Origin of the sequence: Anaeromyxobacter sp. SG17 (assembly GCF_022690695.1) — a bacterium.
Lineage (GTDB): Bacteria > Myxococcota > Myxococcia > Myxococcales > Anaeromyxobacteraceae > Anaeromyxobacter > Anaeromyxobacter soli.
The window spans coordinates 38,567-55,259 of sequence record NZ_JALCYX010000029.1 but is presented as its reverse complement, the minus strand read 5'-3'; the positions used below and the strand labels follow the sequence as shown (position 1 = coordinate 55,259).

Genomic DNA, 16,693 nt, shown 5'->3' with positions numbered 1-16,693 from the left:
GCCCCCGCCCGCGGGGCGCGCCGAGCGAGCCGGGTTCGACCTGCCGGCCGCGCCGGTGCCCGCCGTCGCGCCGCCGCCGCCCGGGGCGCTGCAGCTCCTCGGCGGCGTGCCCGACCCGCGCCTCGTGCCGGTGGCGGCCCTGGCCCGCGCCTACCGCCGCGCGCTGAGCAGGCGCGAGCACCTCGGCTACGGCGACGCGCGGGGGCACCCCCGGCTACGCGCGGCGCTCGCGCGGATGCTGGGCGAGGCGCGAGGGCTGGCGGTACGACCCGAGGGCGTGCTCGTCACCCGGGGCGCACAGATGGCGCTCGCCGTGGCCGCCCGCGGGCTGCTCCGCCCCGGCGACGCCGTCGCGGTGGAGGACCTCGGCTACCGCCCGGCCTGGGAGGCGCTGCGGCTCGCCGGCCTGAGGCTCGTGCCCCTGAAGCTCGACGCCCGGGGCCTCGACGTGGAGGCGCTCGCGGCGCGAGCGGGGCCGGAGCGGATCCGCGCGGTGTACCTCACCCCGCACCACCAGTACCCCACGCTCGTCACCCTCTCGCCGGCGCGGCGCCTCTCGCTGCTCGACCTCGCGCGCAGGGCGCGGCTCGTCGTGCTCGAGGACGACTACGACAACGAGTTCCACTACGAGGGCCGCCCCGTGCAGCCGCTCGCGAGCGCCGACGCGGCGGGCGTGGTCGTGTACGTCGGCTCGCTCTCCAAGGTGCTCGCGCCGGCCCTCCGCATCGGCTTCCTGGCGGGGCCGGAGGACGCCATCGCCCGCCTCACCGCGCACCGGCACTACCTCGACCGCCAGGGCGATCTCGCGGTGGAGGCGGCCGTGGCCGAGCTGCTCGAGGAGGGGGAGGCGCAGCGCCACGTGTGGCGCACGCGGAGGATCTACGCCGCGCGGCGCGAGGCGCTCGCGGACGCGCTGCGCGCCGAGCTCGCGGGCGCGCTCACCTTCGAGCAGCCACCCGGCGGGATGGCCTACTGGTGCCGCGTCGCGCCCGGCCTCGACGCCGAGGCGTGGGCCGACCGCGCCCTCGCGGTGGGGGTGGCGGTGCAGGCGGGCCGGCTCTTCGCCTTCGACGGCGGCTCCCCCCCGAACCTGCGGCTCGGCTTCGGCCGGCTCGACGAGCGCGAGCTCCGCGAGGCGGTCCGGCGCCTCGCGGGGGCGCTGGGGAGAGCGAGCGTGGCGGGCGGCGCGGCCGCCCGTCCCCTCAGAACTGCAGCACGCCCGCGACGGACAGGCCGAACACGCTCGTCTCGCTGAAGCGGAACCGCCGGCCCGGCGCGTCGTAGCGCCAGTCGTAGTTCGGGTTCAGGTCCGGGTTCGCGGTGACGCCGGTGATGTCCTTGCCCGCGTCGGCGACGCCGCCGCGGCCGAGCGACTCGCCGGAGAGGAAGTGCGCGGTCTGGGTCGCGAGCGAGGCGCTCGCGTGGAGCGACACGAAGCGCGACGCGCGGAGGTACAGGCCGAACAGGCCGCCCATCGTGAGGTAGGGCTCCGTCGCGTGGAGCTTGCCGCTCATGTCGGTGAGCGGGTTGTAGAAGCGCTGCGACGACGTGTAGTCCGCGAACGCTCGGACGTCGACGGACACCTTCTGGTCCTCCGACGGGTTCTCGTACGGCACGAGCTCGGCGCCGAAGGTGAGGCCCCCGATCCACGGGAGGCGGGCGCGGGCGTCGTCTCCCCAGCTCGAGCAGTTGGCGGCGCCCGCGAGCGTCGCCTCGGCGGGCGCGCGGCGCGCGAGCTCCGCTGCGTGCTCGCAGTTGGAGTACGTGCCGCTCGAGCGCTGCATCCCGGTCACGTGCGCCTTGAAGTACGGGTCGATGGGGCCGAGGCGGCGGGAGAGCACCGTGTAGAGGTCGTACTTCCAGACCTTCTCGCCGAACGCGCCGGGGTTGCCCGACGAGACGTGCGGCGACGCCCAGCTCGCGCTGCGGCCGGCGGCCGGATCGTAGGCGCTGGCGGTGGGGAAGGTGAGGTCGGCGCCCACGAGCCAGAAGGGCTTCGTGTCGTCGCGGGCGTCGCTGAAGATGCCCCAGGCGACGCCGGCCTTCACGTCGCCGGCGCGGCCGCCGTGATAGACGGTCGTGTTCGACCCGACCGGGAAGAGCGGGCACGTCGCGCCGCCCGGATCGCACGGCTGGTTCATCGCGTCGATGGTGTTGTTCGTGATGGTGGAGACCGCCTCCACGGGCAGCCCGTTCACCAGGGCGAAGCGCCAGGAGTGGTCGTCCGCGAGCACGTAGGGCAGCTCGACGTGGACCTCGAGATCGCGGTGGAGGCCGACCGCGAAGCGCGGCACGAGCGCGTTCGTGATGCGCGTGTAGCGCAGCTCGTCGACGTCGGCGTTCGCGCCGAACGGCGGGTTCGCCGCCGGGTCTCCCTGCTCGCGGGTGAGCTTCCCGCGCAGCTGGGTGCGATCCCAGCGCAGCGACACGTGGAAGTCGAACAGGTTGCCGGTCTCGCTCGTGGCGACGCGGGTGATCTCGGCGGCCCCGGCGGGGGCGGCGAGCGCGACGAGGGTGCAGATCGTGAGGGCGCGCAGGCGAAGCCGCCGCATGTCTCCTCCGTGGACTGGAGCGAACGCCGCGGAAAGCGCAGCAAAACCGCGCCGACGCTAGCAGTGGCCCCCGGAGCGGTCAAGTTGACGAGCCCCCGCCTGGTGTGTGCTTCGGCGCACGATGCAGGAACGGGCCGCTACTCGTCCGTCTCGGGCGGCTCGCGCAGCCCCAGCTCCTTCATCTTCACCTGCAGCGACTTGCGGCTGATCTGCAGGCGCTTCGCGGCGCGCGTGACGTTGCCGCCCGTCTCCTCGAGCGCGCGCGTGATGAGCTCGCGCTCGAGCTCCGCCTGCGCGTGGCGCACGATCTCCTTCATCGACGCGCCGCTCGGCGCGGCGATCGCGCCGAGCGGGCCCATCGCCGCGATGGGCACCGCCGGCTGGGCGCCGCGGTCGCGGAGGGAGTCGGGGAGGGCGCTCGCCTCGATGAGCGGCCCGTCGGCGAACAGGACCGAGCGCTCCATCAGGTTCTCGAGCTCGCGGATGTTCCCGGGCCAGCCGTAGCCGAGGAGGAGCTGCAGCGCCTCCTCCTCGATGCCCTCGACCTTCTTGCCGAGCCGCTGGTCGTACTTCTCGATGAAGTGCCGCACGAGCAGCGGGATGTCCTCCTTGCGCTCGCGCAAGGGGGGCAGGGCGATGGGGACGACCGCGAGCCGGTAGTAGAGGTCCTCGCGGAACCGGCCGTCGGCGATCATCTGCCGGAGGTCGCGGTTCGTCGCGGCGATGAGCCGGACGTCCACGCGGAGGGTCTTGATGCCACCCACCCGCTCGAACTCCTGCTCCTGGATGGCGCGCAGGAGCTTCACCTGCATCTCGACCGGGATCTCGCCGATCTCGTCGAGGAACAGGGTGCCGCCGTCGGCGAGCTCGAAGCGGCCGGGCTTCGACGCGACCGCGCCGGTGAAAGCCCCGCGCTCGTAGCCGAACAGCTCGCTCTCGACGAGGTCCTTCGGGATCGCGGCGCAGTTCACCTTGATGAGCGGCTTGTCCCGGCGGGAGGAGCCGCGGTGGAGCGCCTTCGCGATGAGCTCCTTGCCGGTGCCGCTCTCGCCCGTGACGAGCACGGTGGAGGGCGAGTCCGCCACCCGCGCGACCATGTCGTAGATGGCGCGCATCGCCGCGGACTGGCCGACGAGCGGCGGGCGGTCGCCCTCACCGAAGCTCGAGTGGACGTTCTGGCGCTCGAGGTCGTGCGCGCGCGCGGCCTTGGCGATGACCTTCTTCAGCTCGTCCTGCTCGAACGGCTTCGTGATGTAGTCGAAGGCGCCCGCCTTGAGCGCGCACACCGCGCTGTCCACGGAGCCGTGCGCGGTGATCATGATCACCGGCACGTCCGGGAAGTCGGCCCCGACGCGACGCAGGAGATCCATCCCCCCGAGCTTCGGCATCACGAGGTCGGTGACGACCACGTGGACGGGCGTCTTGTGCAGGACGCCGAGAGCCTGCTCGCCGTCCGCGGCGGTCGTGACCTCGTAGCCCTCGCGCTTCAGCATGGCCGCGAGGACCCGGCGGATGTTCACCTCGTCGTCGACGATGAGGACGTGAGCCACGGGGGTGCGTTACCACAGTCGACCGGTCTCCGCACGCGCGGCGCGCCTCGGGCCCGGCGCAGGGCTCTCGCCCGCCAGGGCGCGGCGAGGGGGCGCGGGATCCCGGGCCGCCGGCGCCGGAGGCCGGGCCGGGCTCACGCCTGCTGCTTCTTGCGACGCTTCCGCCGGCGGCGGAGCCGCGCCGCGGCCTTGGCGCGCCGCCGCTCGCGGGCGCGGCGCTTCTCCTCCTCGTCGACGGGAGGCTTCGGCGACTCGGGCGGCCGCTCCTCCCGGAGCCCCGGCAGCGAGATGAGGAACTCCGCGCCCTCGCCGGGCGACGAGCGGACCTGGATCGTGCCCTGGTGCGCCTTCACGAGGCGCTGGCAGATGGCGAGCCCGAGCCCGGTGCCCTTCTCCTTCGTCGTGTAGAACGGCACGAAGATGCGCTCGCGGGCCTCGTCGGGGATGCCCGGGCCGCTGTCGCGGAACCGCACCTCGACGAGGTCGGCCTTGCGCATCCCCTCCCGCCAGAAGGCGAGCTCGTCGCGCGCGAGGCGCGTCGAGACGACGAGCTTGCCGCCGGCGGGCATCGCCTGAAACGCGTTCAGCGCGAGGTTCAGGAACACCTGCTTGAGCTGCTCGGCGTCGGCGTTCACGGGGGGGAGCCACTCCGCGAGCGCGAGCTCCACCGAGATCGTGGGCGGGACCTCCGCCTGGAGCAGCTTGAACGTCCGCGCGAGGACGTCGTTCACGTCGGTCGGCGCGAGGGCGGGCTTGAGCGGGCGCGAGTAGTCGAGGAACTGGGTGACCACGCCGTTCAGGCGGTTCACCTCCTCGATCACGATCTCGAGGAACTCGCGGTCCTCGCCGGGGAGCTTCGCGGGATCGAGGAACTGGACCGCGCCCTTGATGGCGGCGAGCGGGTTGCGGATCTCGTGGGCGAGGCCGGCCGACATCTCGCCGAGCGCGGCGAGGCGGTCGCGCTCCTTCATCTGCTGGTACAGCTTGGAGTTCTCGATGACGAGGGCGCACCGATCGGCGATCTCGATGAGGGCGGCGATCTCGTCCGACGCGAAGGCCTCGGGGACGCGCTCGTCCCAGCAGGCGAAGAACCCGACCACGCGGTCGCCCGCGAGGAGCGGCATGCAGATCCCCGCGCGCATGGAGCACATCACGGCGCGCGCGTCGCTGAGCCGCTTCAGCTCCTCGGCGACGGCCGCGGGCGCTCCGCGACCGCTGCGGCTCTCGTGCTCCGCCGGCCCGGGCGGGAGCATCGCCCGGAGCTCCGCCACCCGGCGGTCGATGTTCTCGAGCAGGATGGCCTTCTGGGTCGAGGAGGCCGCGGCGAGGAGGGCGCGCGCGGTCGCGGGCTCGAGGAACGGGACCGGGGGCGGGCCGCGGAAGTCGAGGAGCCGGTAGCCGGGGCGATCGTCCGCCACGAGCCAGAGGGAGGTGTGCGTCGCCCGGCGCGTCTCCACGAGGCCGTCGAGCACCACCTCGGCGAGGCCGGCGGGCTCGATGACCTTGCCCGTCCGCTGGCGGAGGGCCTCGAGGCGCCGCACGAGCTCGTAGCGCTCGCGGAACAGCGTCGCGACCACCCACTCCTCGACCCGCTCCCGCATCGGCTCGAACAGGGACAGGATCACGAAGGACGCGACGATGGTGTTGAAGTAGAAGAGCTCGGGGCGGTCGCCCACCCACGACACGAGCCCGCCGTAGATCGCGACGAGCACGAGCCCGAGCGCGGTCACCACGACGATCTTCCCGAGGAACTCGTGCAGATCGAGCAGCCGGTGGCGCTGCAGCGTCTGCGACAGGAAGAACATGAAGATGGTGAGGGTGATCGAGCCGAGCCCCTCGGGCGGATAGGGGAGGCCGAGCAGCGGGAGCATGTCGAGCGTCGACAGGAGCACCGCGACGACCGCGCCGAGGAAGAGGTACTGGAGGCGCGCGCGCTCGACCCGCGTCGGCGAGGCGTGCATCTTGCCCCACAGCACGGAGAGCACCACCGCGAGCCCGCCGACCACGTAGGTCGCGACGAGGAGCTTCGCGGCCTTGAGCTGAACGAGCGGGGTGACGGCGACCACGATCCCGGAGAGGGACCCCGCGAGCATGGCGTTCCGGGCCCGGCGCGCCGGCCGGCGCGCGACGCCCAGGAACTCCAGGAAGAAGGCGAGCGCCGCGGCGGGAATGAGGCCGCCCGACGCCACCGCGAGCCGCTCCCACCAGGGGACCCCGAACGCCTCGGACCAGCGCAGGAAGAAGCTCGCGAGGGAGAAGAGGCACAGATCCGCGGCGAAGAGCGCGAACAGGGTGAACACCCGCGAGCGGTTCTCGCGCAGGAGCGCGGCCGCCGAGAGCGCGAGCGTCACGATCGCGGCGAGCAGCGCCGCCTGGGTCCGGATGTCCACGCAGGGGCGATCCTAGACGTTTTCCGCGCCGGTTGCCCGCCCCGGAGTCGCCCGCCCGCCTCGACGATCCCGAGCGGCGGGAGGCGCGGCCGGACGGCGCAGCCGGGCGGGCCCTTGACGCGACCCCTCCGTGATCCGCACTCTGCACCTGCCCCCGATGATCACCGCAGCGCTCGCCGCCGTCCTCCTCGCGTCGGTCACCCCGTCCGACGCCGTCCTCGATCTCACCCCCGCGTTCCAGGCCGGAGCGGCCGCCCAGGCGAAGACCGCGTTCGACGCCGGGCGCCACGCCGAGGCCGCCGCGAAGCTCGCGCACGTGGCGACCCCGGAGGCGCGGCTCCTCCGCGCCATGGCGCTCGCCGAGGCGGGTCGGGCGGCGGAGGCGCTCGCGCCGCTCGAGGGGCTCGAGGCGCGCCTCCCGGACGCGGCCGACCGGATCTCCCTGCTGCGCGGCCGCGCGCTCGAGGCCGCGGGGCGCGGGCGCGAGGCGCTCGTCGCGCTCGCGGCGGTGCCGGACGCGTCGCTCGTCGCGGGAGAGGCGCGGCTCGCGCGCGCGCGGCTCGCCCGGCGCTTCGGCGATCGCGCCCAGGCGCTCGAGGCGCTCGCGCCGCTCGTCTCCGTCCCCGCGCCGAGGGACCCCGCCGCCTCCGACGCCGGGGCGACCGCGCTGCTCCTCTCCGGCCGCGTCCACGCGGAGGGCGAGGGCGCGGACCCCGCCGCCGCGCGGCGGGCGTTCGCGGCGTGCTGGGCGGACCACCCCATCGCGCCGGAGGCCGGCGAGTGCCTCGCCGCGCTCCGCGCGCTGCCCGCGCCCCTGGGCGGCGAGCCGGGCGTCGAGGAGCAGGTGCGGCGCGCCGAGGCGCTCCTCGAGGCGGGGCTCGCCGATGCCGCGGTGGACCTCCTGCGCAAGGCGGTGCCGGATCTCGCCGCCGCAGCGCCGGGCGAGGAGCTCGCCTGCCGCGCCCGCGCCGCGCTCGGGCGCGCGCACCGCAAGGCGCGCAGCTACGCGGACGCGATGGAGGCGCTCCGCCCGGTGGTCGAGGGCTGCGACGACCCCGCGGTGCGCGTCAAGGCGCTGTTCCTGCTCGCCGGCGCGACCTCGAACACGGGGGACAAGGACGGCGCGATCGCGCTCTACCGGCGGCTCGCGCGCGACTACCCCCGCAATGCGCTCGCGGACGACGCCCTCTTCTCCGCCGCGGATCTGCTCCTGCGCGCCGGGCGGGACGCAGAGGCGCGCGAGGCGCTCGCGGGCATCGTCCGGGACCACGCGGGCGGCGACTACTGGGACGAGGCGCGGTTCCGCCTGGCCTGGCTCGCTCGCCGCGCGGGGGACCTCGACGGCGCCATCGCGCAGCTCCTCGCCATCGAGGAGGGCGAGCGCGACCTCGATCCCTACGAGCACGCGCGGGCGGCGTACTGGCGGGCGCGGATCCTCGCCGGGCGCGGCGACGGCGGTGCCCGGGCGGCGGAGGCGATCTGGACGGACCTCGCCACCCGCTTCCCGGCCGACTACTACGGCCTGCTCGCCCGCGCACGGCTGGCGGGCGGCGCCGGGGGCGAGGAGGGCGCTGCCCGGGCGCTGCCAGCCGCGGCGCACGCCTCGACGGCCGCCGCGCTCGCGCCGCCCAGGTGGCGGCCCGGTCCGCTCGCCGCCGATCCGCACTTCCGCGCCGGCGTCCTCCTCCTGCGCATGGGGCTCACGCGCGACGCCGCCACCGAGCTCACGTCCGTCGATCCCGAGCGCCTCACGGATCCCGACGCGCCGGACGCGGCGCTCATGGTGGCGGATCTCCTCGACCGTGCCGGCGACCACCGCAACGCCCACCAGCTCCTCCGCACCCGGGCGCGCGTCGCGCTCCGCCGGGCGCCCGCCGCCGAGAACCTCCGCGCCTGGCACATCGCCTACCCGCCGGCGTTCCGCGGCGACGTGCAGCGCTGGGCGCCGCCGGCCGGCGTCCCCGTCGATCTCCTCCAGGCGCTCATGCGGGAGGAGAGCGCGCTCGACCCCCACGCCGTCTCCCCGGTGGGCGCGATCGGGCTCACGCAGCTCATGCTCCCCACGGCGCGCGAGGTCGCGCGCCAGCTCAAGATCCGGCGGCCGTCCCGGGCCGACCTCATGAACGGCGCGCTGAACATCCGCATCGGCGCCCGCTACCTCGGCCAGCTGCTGCGCCGCTTCGACGGCCGCGTCGCGCTGGCGGTGGCCGCGTACAACGCGGGCGGCGGCGCGGTGAGCCGCTGGCTGGAGGCGCGCGGGGATCTCGAGCTCGACGAGTTCGTCGAGGAGATCCCGTTCGAGGAGACGCGCGGCTACGTGAAGCGCGTGCTGCGCTCGTACGCGGCCTACCGGCTGCTCTACGGCGGCGGCGGCCCCGCCGGCGGCCTGTTCCGTCTCGCCGGGCGCTGACGGGCACCCGGAGCGCCTTGCCGAGCCGGGGCGGCAGCCCCGTCAGGCTGGCGGCCAGGCGAGCGCCGGCGGACGTGCGGAGGTGGAGGCCGGGCGCTACTTTAAGCAGGATGCTCGACACCGGCGTGCTCGTCCTCAACCGGGTCTATCAGCCGGTCCACGTGACCTCGGTGCGGCGCGCCTTCACGCTCCTCTACCAGGGCGTGGCGAAGGCGATCGACGAGGAGTTCCAGCTCTTCGACTTCCCGAGCTGGAGCGCGCTCGCGGCAGCGCAGCACGACTCCATCGGGACGGTGAGCCGGCGCATCCGCGTGCCGCGGGTGATCGTGCTCCTCGCCTACGACCACCTGCCGAAGACCCGCGTCCGCTTCTCGCGCTTCAACATCTACGCGCGGGACGACAACACGTGCCAGTACTGCGGGCGGCGGTACCGCCGCGCGGAGCTGAACCTCGACCACGTCGTCCCCCGCTCCCGGGGCGGCTCGACGACGTGGGAGAACGTCGTCTGCTCGTGCGTCGCGTGCAACCTGCGCAAGGGCGGCCGCACGCCGGAGGAGGCCCGCATGCGCCTGCTCCACGCACCTACACGGCCGCGCTGGACCCCGGTCTTCCGCTCCGCCGCGCGGCGGGCGCTCTACCGTGAGTGGCGTCCGTTCCTCTCGCTCGCCGACGCAGCCTACTGGAACGCCGAGCTTTTGGAGTAGCGGGGCGCTTCGGCTAGGATGTGCCCGCGATGGGCGACGCCCCGACGCTCAAGCTGGTGAAGACCGTCCCGGAGCCGCGCCGCCACCCAGCGCCGGCCCCCGTTCGCGCGCGCCGTATCATCTCGGTGGGCGGCGGGAAGGGCGGCATCGGCAAGAGCCTCATCTCCGCGAACCTCGGCATCGCGCTCGCGCGGCGCGGCAAGAAGGTCGTGCTCGTGGACGCCGATCTCGGCGGCGCGAACCTGCACACCACGCTCGGCCTCGACGTGCCGAAGCGCACGCTCTCCGACTTCATCGACCGCAAGGTGGAGCGGATCGAGGACGTCATCACGCCGAGCGGCATCGAGAACCTCGGCCTCGTGTCCGGGGCGCTCGACGATCTCGACGTGGCGAACCCGCGCCACGCCCAGAAGATGCGGCTCCTGCGCCACGTGCAGCAGCTCGACGTGGACTACGCGATCCTCGACCTCGGCGCAGGGACGCACACGAACGTGCTCGACTTCTTCCTCGTGTCGGACCACGGCGTGCTGGTGCTCGTCCCCGAGCCGACCGCGGTGGAGAACGCGTACCGCTTCGTGAAGGCGGCGTTCTGGCGGCGGATGCGGACCGTCGCGCAGGTGTTCGGGTACGACGGGCTCCTGCGCTCGGTGATGGGCACGGGCACGTTCAAGAGCCCGGTGGAGCTCGTCGCCACGCTGGCGCAGCGCGATCCCGAGGCGGGGAGGAACCTGGCGCGGCAGCTCGCGGCGTTCCGCCCGAGGCTCGTGGTGAACCAGGCGCGCACCGCGCAGGACGCCGACGTCGGCAAGGCCGTGGTCGGGGCCTGGCGCAAGTACTTCGGGCTCGAGATGGACTACCTCGGGTTCATCCACTACGACGACGAGATGTGGCGCGCCGTCCGCGCGCGCCGGCCGCTCCTCGTCGAGCGGCCGGACGTACCGGCGGCGCGGGCGTTCGCGGGGATCGCCGAGGGCCTCATCGCGCTCGACGTGGCGCGCCCCGGGGGCACGAAGTGAAGCCGCTCGCGCAGCAGACGCTCTACGAGATCCTGGAGGTCCCGGCCGACTCCACGCCGGGCGAGATCGAGGCCGCGTACGCCCGCGCGCGCGAGCTGTACGCGCCGGGATCGATCGTCACCTACTCGCTCATGGCGCCCGAGGACGCGGAGCTCCTCTCGGCGCGCCTCGACGAGGCGCGGGCGACGCTCCTCGATCCCGCGGCGCGCGCCCGCTACGACGTCCGCATCGGCGCGCCGACGGACCCGATCCCGAGCCCGTGGCCGCCCGCGATCCCCCCCGTCATCCCCGCGCTCACGCTCGCGCCGGCCGCGCGCGACCGGGATGACGACGAGGACGAGGCCGACGCCGCACCGCCCGCCGCCGTCCCCGCCGAGCCTTCGCGGCCGGCCGCCTGGGCCACCGCGGAGGCGCCGCGTCCGGCGCCCATCCGGCTCGACCGCGAGGTGGCGCCCACGCGCACACCTCCGCCCGTGCGCGCCCCGCTGCCCGCCCTCACGCCCGCTCCCGGCGCGCCGCCCCCGCCCGCGCGCGAGGCCGGGATCCCGGATGCCACCGCCTGGACGGGAGAGGTGCTCCGCCAGATCCGGGAGGCGCGCGGGATCTCCCTCCAGCTCATCTCCGAGCGGACCAAGGTCACGCGGCACCACATCGAGAACATCGAGGCGGACCGCTACTCGCTCTTGCCCGCGGCCGTCTACCTGCGCGGCATCCTGCTCGGCATCGCGCGTGAGCTCAGGCTCGACGGGCAGAAGGTCGCGCGGTCGTACCTGGAGCGGATGGCCGCGGCGGCCGGGACGAGCGGGCCGGCGCCGCGGCGGTAGCGTCCCCGCGCGCGGGTCCGTTCGTTGACCGACACCTGCGCGTCACGTACGATCTGCGCCCATGCCGCTCATCGACTCCGCCGAGGCCGCGATGCGCCTGGCCCGGGCCATCTGCTCGGACGTGTCGCTCTACAACGAGGAGAAGATCGTCCGCGGGATCGAGCAGGATCGCTTCTTCGACGTGCTCGAGGACGAGCTGGAGGAGGGGCGTGAGCTCTACCGCTCCCGCGTCTCGCCCGACCTGTACGCGCGCACGAACTTCTACGACCGCGCGATCGTGGACGTGATCCTGCGCTCGAAGGGTCACGTGAAGTCGCGGATCTGGTAGCCCGGGAGCCCGCGCATCGATCGCCGGATCGTCCTCGTCCCCGTCGAGCTCGCCGGCACGCGCCTCGACGTCGCCCTCGCGCGACTGCTGCCGGAGCTCTCCCGCGCCCGCGTGCAGCGCCTCGTCGAGGACGGCCGCGTCCGGATGGGCGAGCGGGCCGCCAAGGCGGCGGCGCGGCTCCGCGGCGGCGAGACCCTCGAGGTGGAGGTGCCGCCCCCGGAGCCCTCGCACCTCGTCGCCCAGGACCTGCCGCTCGCCGTGCTGTACGAGGACCGGGATCTCCTCGTGATCGACAAGGCCGCCGGCATGGTGGTCCACCCGGCCCGCGGCACGCCGCACTCCACCGTCGTGAACGCGCTGCTGCACCGCCTCGCCCGCGAGCCTCGACCCGCAGCCGGCGAGGCGGGCTCCGCGAGCGGGCTCGACGAGGCGCGGCTCGGCCTCGTCCACCGGCTCGACAAGGACACCTCCGGGTGCCTCGTCGTCGCGAAGACCGAGGCCGCCCTCGCCGCGCTGCAGGCGCAGTTCAAGGGGAGGACCGTCGAGAAGCGCTACCTCGCGCTGTGCCACGGGACGCTCGCCCCGGTGGGACGGCTCGACACGCCCTACGGACGGCACCCGCGCGATCGCACCCGCTACACGGGCCGGGGGGCTGGCGCGCGGCGCGCGGTCACCGAGTGGCGCGTCCGCGAGGCGTTCGCGTCGGGCGCGACGCTCGCCGAGGTGACGCTCCACACCGGCCGGACGCATCAGATCCGCGTGCACCTCGCCGAGGCGGGGCACCCGCTGCTCGCGGACGCAGTCTACGGAGGCACGCGGCGCGAGGCGCGGCTCCCGCCGGAGCACCCGGTGCGCCTCGCCGCGGAGGCGATCGGGCGCCAGGCGCTCCACGCCGAGCACCTCGCGTTCGAGCATCCGCGCACCGGGCGGCGCCTCGCGATCGAGGCGCCCCTCCCGCAGGACCTCTCGCGCGCGCTCGCGGTGCTCCGCGCCGCCCCCGCTCCGCCGCCCCGGCGCCGCTGAGTCACGGCCCCGCCGCCGTCGGCGGAGCGCCCGAGGCGACGCGGCACTGCTGGGCGTAAGCGTCGAGCTTCCCCGCGAGCGCACGCCGCGCGAGCGCGGGCGCGCGCTCGGGGAGCGCGTCGATCGCGCGCTGCTGGACCGGCATCGCCGCCGCGCACTGGCCGAGGTCGGAGAGCACGGCCGCGTAGCCGGCCAGGATCGGCGGGCTCCAGGGGGCGAGCTGGACGGCGCGCCGCGCCACCGGGAGCGCCTCGCCGGACCGCCCCTGCGCGAGCAGCTCGGCGGCGAGGTTGTGCAGCGCCGCCGCGTTCGCGGGGGCGAGCTCGGAGGCGCGCCGGAAGGCGTCCTCCCGCTCGGCGGCGGCCGCTGGACCGGCGAGCGAGATGGCGAGGAAGGTCCAGGCGCGCGGATCGAGCGGGTGCGCCTCCACCGCCGACCGTGCGAGCCGGACCGGGTCCTCGCGCCAGAGCGCCGCGCGGTACTGGAGCGCGATGGGGTGAGCGGGGTCCTCGGTGAGCGTCTCCTCGACCTCGGCGCGCAGGGCGTCCAGCCGCTTCGCGGGACCGTGCTGCCACAGCGCGAGGCGGATCGCGTGCACCTCCGGTGAGGGGATGCGCTGCTCGAAGTAGCCGATCGCGACGGGCACGGCGAGCTCGCGGGTCTGCGCCTCGAGGCGCCCCCGCGCGTGCGCGGCGAGCGCCGCGTCGAGCGCCTCGAGCCCGCCGGGCCGCGCCGGATCGTGCTCGGGGAACGCCGCGCGCCAGGCCGCGTCGGGGGGCTCGCCCGCGGCGAGCCGCCGCTGGAGCTCGGTGAACGCGTCGGGCCGGGCGGAGGCGAGGTAGTGGACGAGGAGCCAGCTCGCCGCGTACCAGTCGAGCACGTCCCGCTCGCCCGCGGTCCCATCCCAGGCGAGGAGCGACCGCGCCGGCACCGGAGCGCGCCTCGCCCGCGCCAGCCGCGCCGCGGGAGGAGCGCCGAGCTCCAGCACGCCGCCGGGGACGTCCACGCCGAGCGACTCCATCGAGACCGCGATGCCCTCGGCGAACCAGCGCGGCTGACGCAGGAACGCGCCCGAGAGGAAGTGGTGCGCGATCTCGTGCGCGAGGAGGGCGCGCTGGTCGGGGCGGAGCTCGCCGGAGAGCACGATCCGCGGCGGCCCGCCCTCGCTGCGCAGGTAGTAGCCCTCGGCGCCGTCCGGCGCGAAGGCGGCGTACTCGGCCGCGTTCCGGAACGCGATGACCTCCACGCGTCCCGGCGCGGGCCGTGCCACGGGGAGCGCCGCGGCGACCGCCGCGCGCATCCGCTCGAACCGCTCGACGAGGAGTGCCGCCCGACCGGCGTCGAGATCGGTGCGCAGGACGAAGTGGTCGCTCGCGAGCTCGCGCCACTCGGCGCCGCCGCGATCGGGGCAGCGGAACGGTCGAGCTCCGCCCATGCACGCGCCGAGGAGCGAGCCGAGGACGACGAGCGCGCCGAGGCGCAGCACGGACGGATCGTAACGCCGTGCCGGGGGGCCGCCGCAAGGAGGGGCGGGCGGGCGCCATCCGCCTCGAAGGAGCCGAGCCCCGGGCGAGCCCTCCGGGCCTCAGCCCGGCACGCGCGCGCCGGGGGGCAATTCGGGCGGGGGATCCGCGGGCTCGAGCGGCTCGGGCGCGCGCCGCATGCCCTGCCCGCGCGGCGCGTCCCAGCCGCGGAACTGCACCTCCAGCCGCAGCATCAAGGCGTACTCCCGCTCGCGGCCCCGCTCGGGTGTCCACGGCCAGGACACCTCGGGCTCGACCTCGAAGAACAGCCAGCGGCGGTAGACGTCGGTGCGGAAGCGGGTGCTCGCGCTGTAGCGGTCCACGCTCGGACGACCTCGGGTCGTCCCCTCCATCCCCACGCCGATCGACATGGCGACGGTGGGCGAGAAGGCTCGCAGCGCGGCGAGCCCGCTCGACCACTCCACGCCGCGGCTGCGCTGGGTGAGCCGCCCGGAGCCCGAGAGCCGCAGCAGCGCGTAGCGCCGGATGCCGCGCTCCAGTGCCGCGTCGAGCGAGGTCCCGAGGTGCGTGTCGGTCCGCCAGAAGCCGCTCGTCGCGACGCGCGTCAGGAACAGCGGACCCACGGGGATGGCCCAGCGGAGCCGCGCGCGGACGAACCCGCCCGGCGGCAGCTGGAGCAGGAACCCGGCGCCGAGGTCGCCGTGCGCGAGGAGCCCCTCCCAGACCCGCACCCGCAGCTCCGCGCCTCCCGTCCCGACCGCGTCGGTGGGCTCCTCGCCCTCGGAGGGGAGGAGCGCGGAGATGGCGTCGCGCGTCTGCCCCTCGACGACGAAGCGAAGCCGGTCGAGCACGCGGTTCATGCCCGGCAGGCGCAGATCGGCCCGCAGCCCCACCGTGTAGCTCGGCGGATGGCCCCGCCGGAGCTTGAGCTCGTTGCGCCAGCGAACGAACGACAGCGATCGCTCGGCCTCGAGCTCGGTCTCGTCCGAGAAGAAGCGGTCGAAGACGATGACGGGCGCGAGCATGCGCTCCGCGATGAAGGCATGGCTCGCGTCGAGCCAGTTGTCCCCGCCGGCGGGCCGCTCGCCAGGGGCGCCGGGTCCCTCGTCGGGCTGCGGGGGAGGCGCCCCCGGAGCCTCGGGAGCCTCCTTCGGCGGCAGCCTCGGCATGAACCAGGCGTTCGGGGCCGCGGGCTCGACCTGCGGGAGCGGAGACTCGAGCGCGGCGGGCGGCGGTACGGCGGGCACGAGCGGCGCCGCCCGAGCGGGCTGCTGCCGTCCCGGGCGGGCGCTCGCCCCGACGGGCGCGAGCGCGAGCGACGCAAGGGCGAGGAGGGGGCGCAGGCGGCGCAGCACGGTCGCCTGCACGTTAACCCGCGCGGGCGCCGTCGGACAGTGGAACACCCGCGCGTCACCCGCTGCCGGCCCCGCGCCGTGCGCCGCCGGCAGCAGGGACCGACCGTCCTACAGGAACAGGCGCGCGTACACCGAGACGAAGCGCTCGTCGCCGCGGCTGCGGTTCTCGGTGAGGACGTCGCGGGCGCGAGGGAACCGATCGAGCGGGAGGTACCCGGACGCGGTCGCGTTGTCCTCGCCGACGAGGTTCGAGAACATCACGTCGGCTCCGACGGTGATGTTGTGCACCGGGGTGAGCTCGACCCCGGCGTTCACCGGCCCCGCGACCTTCCGGTCGAAGCTGGACTGCTCGTTCAGCGGGTAGTCCAGGCCGATGTTCCCGAAGGCCGCGAGCCCCGGGAAGAGCTGGAGCTGGAGCCCGAGCGCGCCAGCGATGGCGTCCTTGAACGCCACGTCGCTGCGCTTGTTGAGGAACGACGTCCAGTCGGCGGCCGCGAGCAGCGCGAGGTTCGGGCCGAGGGTGGTCTTGTACTGGAGCCCCACCGCGCCCGTCCAGACGACGTCGCTGAACTCGAACGCCTGCACGCGGGCCTCGACCGCGGCCTGGTTGGAGGCGCCCGCCCGCAGCAGCCCGAGCCGGATGCGGCCTCCGACGTCGTCGTAGACCTTCCGGCAGTCGTTGCCGCTCTCGCCGAAGCACAGGCCGGTGGAGTGGAAGACGCCGACCTGGAGATCATCGGTCACGCCGAAGTCGAGGCTGGCGGGGATGCTCCAGTCCGGAACCCTGCCGTCGTTCGTGTTCGAGATCTCGATGCGGACCGGGACGCCGAGCTCGATGAGCCCGCGGGAGAGGGTGAGCGGCTGACGCACGAGCTCCTGCGTCGGATAGGAGTCCTTCGCGTACCGGGTGCCCGCTCCCTCGTCGAGCTGCGCGCGCGCGGGCGAGGCGGCGGCGAGCAGTACGACGACCCAGGCGACGACGAGGCGGAGAATCGCGTTCGGCTTCACGGCGTGCTCCCTTCTCCAAGGGTGACTGTCGACGGCCGTTCTATGAGGC

The 16,693-nt window shown here is 74.9% G+C and carries 13 protein-coding genes; 7 read left to right on the top strand and 6 right to left on the bottom strand.

What is annotated here, in order from left to right:
- Positions 1 to 1,255 (top strand): PLP-dependent aminotransferase family protein (locus tag MNY60_RS12755; RefSeq protein ID WP_242360709.1); only part of this gene is annotated, 1,255 nt, incomplete at its 5' end.
- On the opposite strand, the gene MNY60_RS12750 is transcribed toward MNY60_RS12755, so the two are convergent.
- The 3 genes from MNY60_RS12750 to MNY60_RS12740 form a co-directional block, all read right to left on the bottom strand.
- Positions 1,203 to 2,552, bottom strand: a complete 1,350-nt coding sequence (locus tag MNY60_RS12750) for a hypothetical protein (RefSeq protein WP_242360708.1) — start codon at positions 2,550 to 2,552, stop codon at positions 1,203 to 1,205. The genes MNY60_RS12755 and MNY60_RS12750 overlap by 53 nt on opposite strands.
- A 137-nt stretch (positions 2,553 to 2,689) precedes the next feature.
- A complete protein-coding gene (locus tag MNY60_RS12745; protein WP_242360706.1) occupies positions 2,690 to 4,102 on the bottom strand; it encodes a sigma-54 dependent transcriptional regulator in 1,413 nt (470 codons plus the stop codon).
- 134 nt (positions 4,103 to 4,236) lie between these two features.
- The gene (locus MNY60_RS12740) at positions 4,237 to 6,492 is read right to left on the bottom strand and encodes an ATP-binding protein (protein WP_242360704.1); all 2,256 of its coding nucleotides are present in this window, start codon (positions 6,490 to 6,492) and stop codon (positions 4,237 to 4,239) included.
- 130 nt (positions 6,493 to 6,622) lie between these two features.
- Here MNY60_RS12740 and MNY60_RS12735 point away from each other — a divergent pair, with 130 nt between their 5' ends.
- The 6 genes from MNY60_RS12735 (at position 6,623) to MNY60_RS12710 (ending at position 12,797) form a co-directional block, all read left to right on the top strand.
- Positions 6,623 to 8,902, top strand: a complete 2,280-nt coding sequence (locus tag MNY60_RS12735) for a transglycosylase SLT domain-containing protein (protein ID WP_242360702.1) — start codon at positions 6,623 to 6,625, stop codon at positions 8,900 to 8,902.
- 110 nt (positions 8,903 to 9,012) lie between these two features.
- Positions 9,013 to 9,606 carry an HNH endonuclease gene (locus MNY60_RS12730; protein WP_242338209.1) on the top strand — a complete coding sequence of 198 codons (594 nt, stop codon included), beginning with the start codon at positions 9,013 to 9,015 and terminating at the stop codon, positions 9,604 to 9,606.
- Between the two features lie 29 nt (positions 9,607 to 9,635).
- Complete coding sequence (locus MNY60_RS12725) at positions 9,636 to 10,622, top strand: P-loop NTPase (protein WP_242360701.1); 987 nt, start codon at positions 9,636 to 9,638, stop codon at positions 10,620 to 10,622.
- A complete protein-coding gene (locus MNY60_RS12720) occupies positions 10,619 to 11,446 on the top strand; it encodes a helix-turn-helix domain-containing protein (RefSeq protein WP_242338205.1) in 828 nt (275 codons plus the stop codon). Before MNY60_RS12725 ends, MNY60_RS12720 begins: the two co-directional genes overlap by 4 nt.
- 61 nt (positions 11,447 to 11,507) lie before the next feature.
- Positions 11,508 to 11,774 (top strand): hypothetical protein, encoded by a 267-nt coding sequence (locus MNY60_RS12715; RefSeq protein WP_242338203.1) that lies wholly within the window; start codon positions 11,508 to 11,510, stop codon positions 11,772 to 11,774.
- Between the two features lie 15 nt (positions 11,775 to 11,789).
- Entirely contained in the window at positions 11,790 to 12,797 is a 1,008-nt protein-coding gene (locus MNY60_RS12710; protein ID WP_308197130.1) for an RluA family pseudouridine synthase, read from the top strand.
- A gap of 1 nt (position 12,798) precedes the next feature.
- Here MNY60_RS12710 and MNY60_RS12705 read toward each other — a convergent pair whose 3' ends face one another.
- From MNY60_RS12705 to MNY60_RS12695, 3 genes are all read right to left on the bottom strand, one after another.
- Positions 12,799 to 14,283: a hypothetical protein gene (locus tag MNY60_RS12705; protein ID WP_242354992.1), complete on the bottom strand. Its 1,485-nt coding sequence runs from the start codon at positions 14,281 to 14,283 to the stop codon at positions 12,799 to 12,801.
- 99 nt (positions 14,284 to 14,382) lie between these two features.
- Positions 14,383 to 15,648, bottom strand: a complete 1,266-nt coding sequence (locus MNY60_RS12700) for a hypothetical protein (RefSeq protein ID WP_242338199.1) — start codon at positions 15,646 to 15,648, stop codon at positions 14,383 to 14,385.
- Between the two features lie 96 nt (positions 15,649 to 15,744).
- On the bottom strand, positions 15,745 to 16,644 hold the full coding sequence (locus tag MNY60_RS12695) for a hypothetical protein (protein ID WP_242354994.1): 900 nt from the start codon (positions 16,642 to 16,644) through the stop codon (positions 15,745 to 15,747).
- Between the last annotated feature and the right edge of the window lie 49 nt (positions 16,645 to 16,693).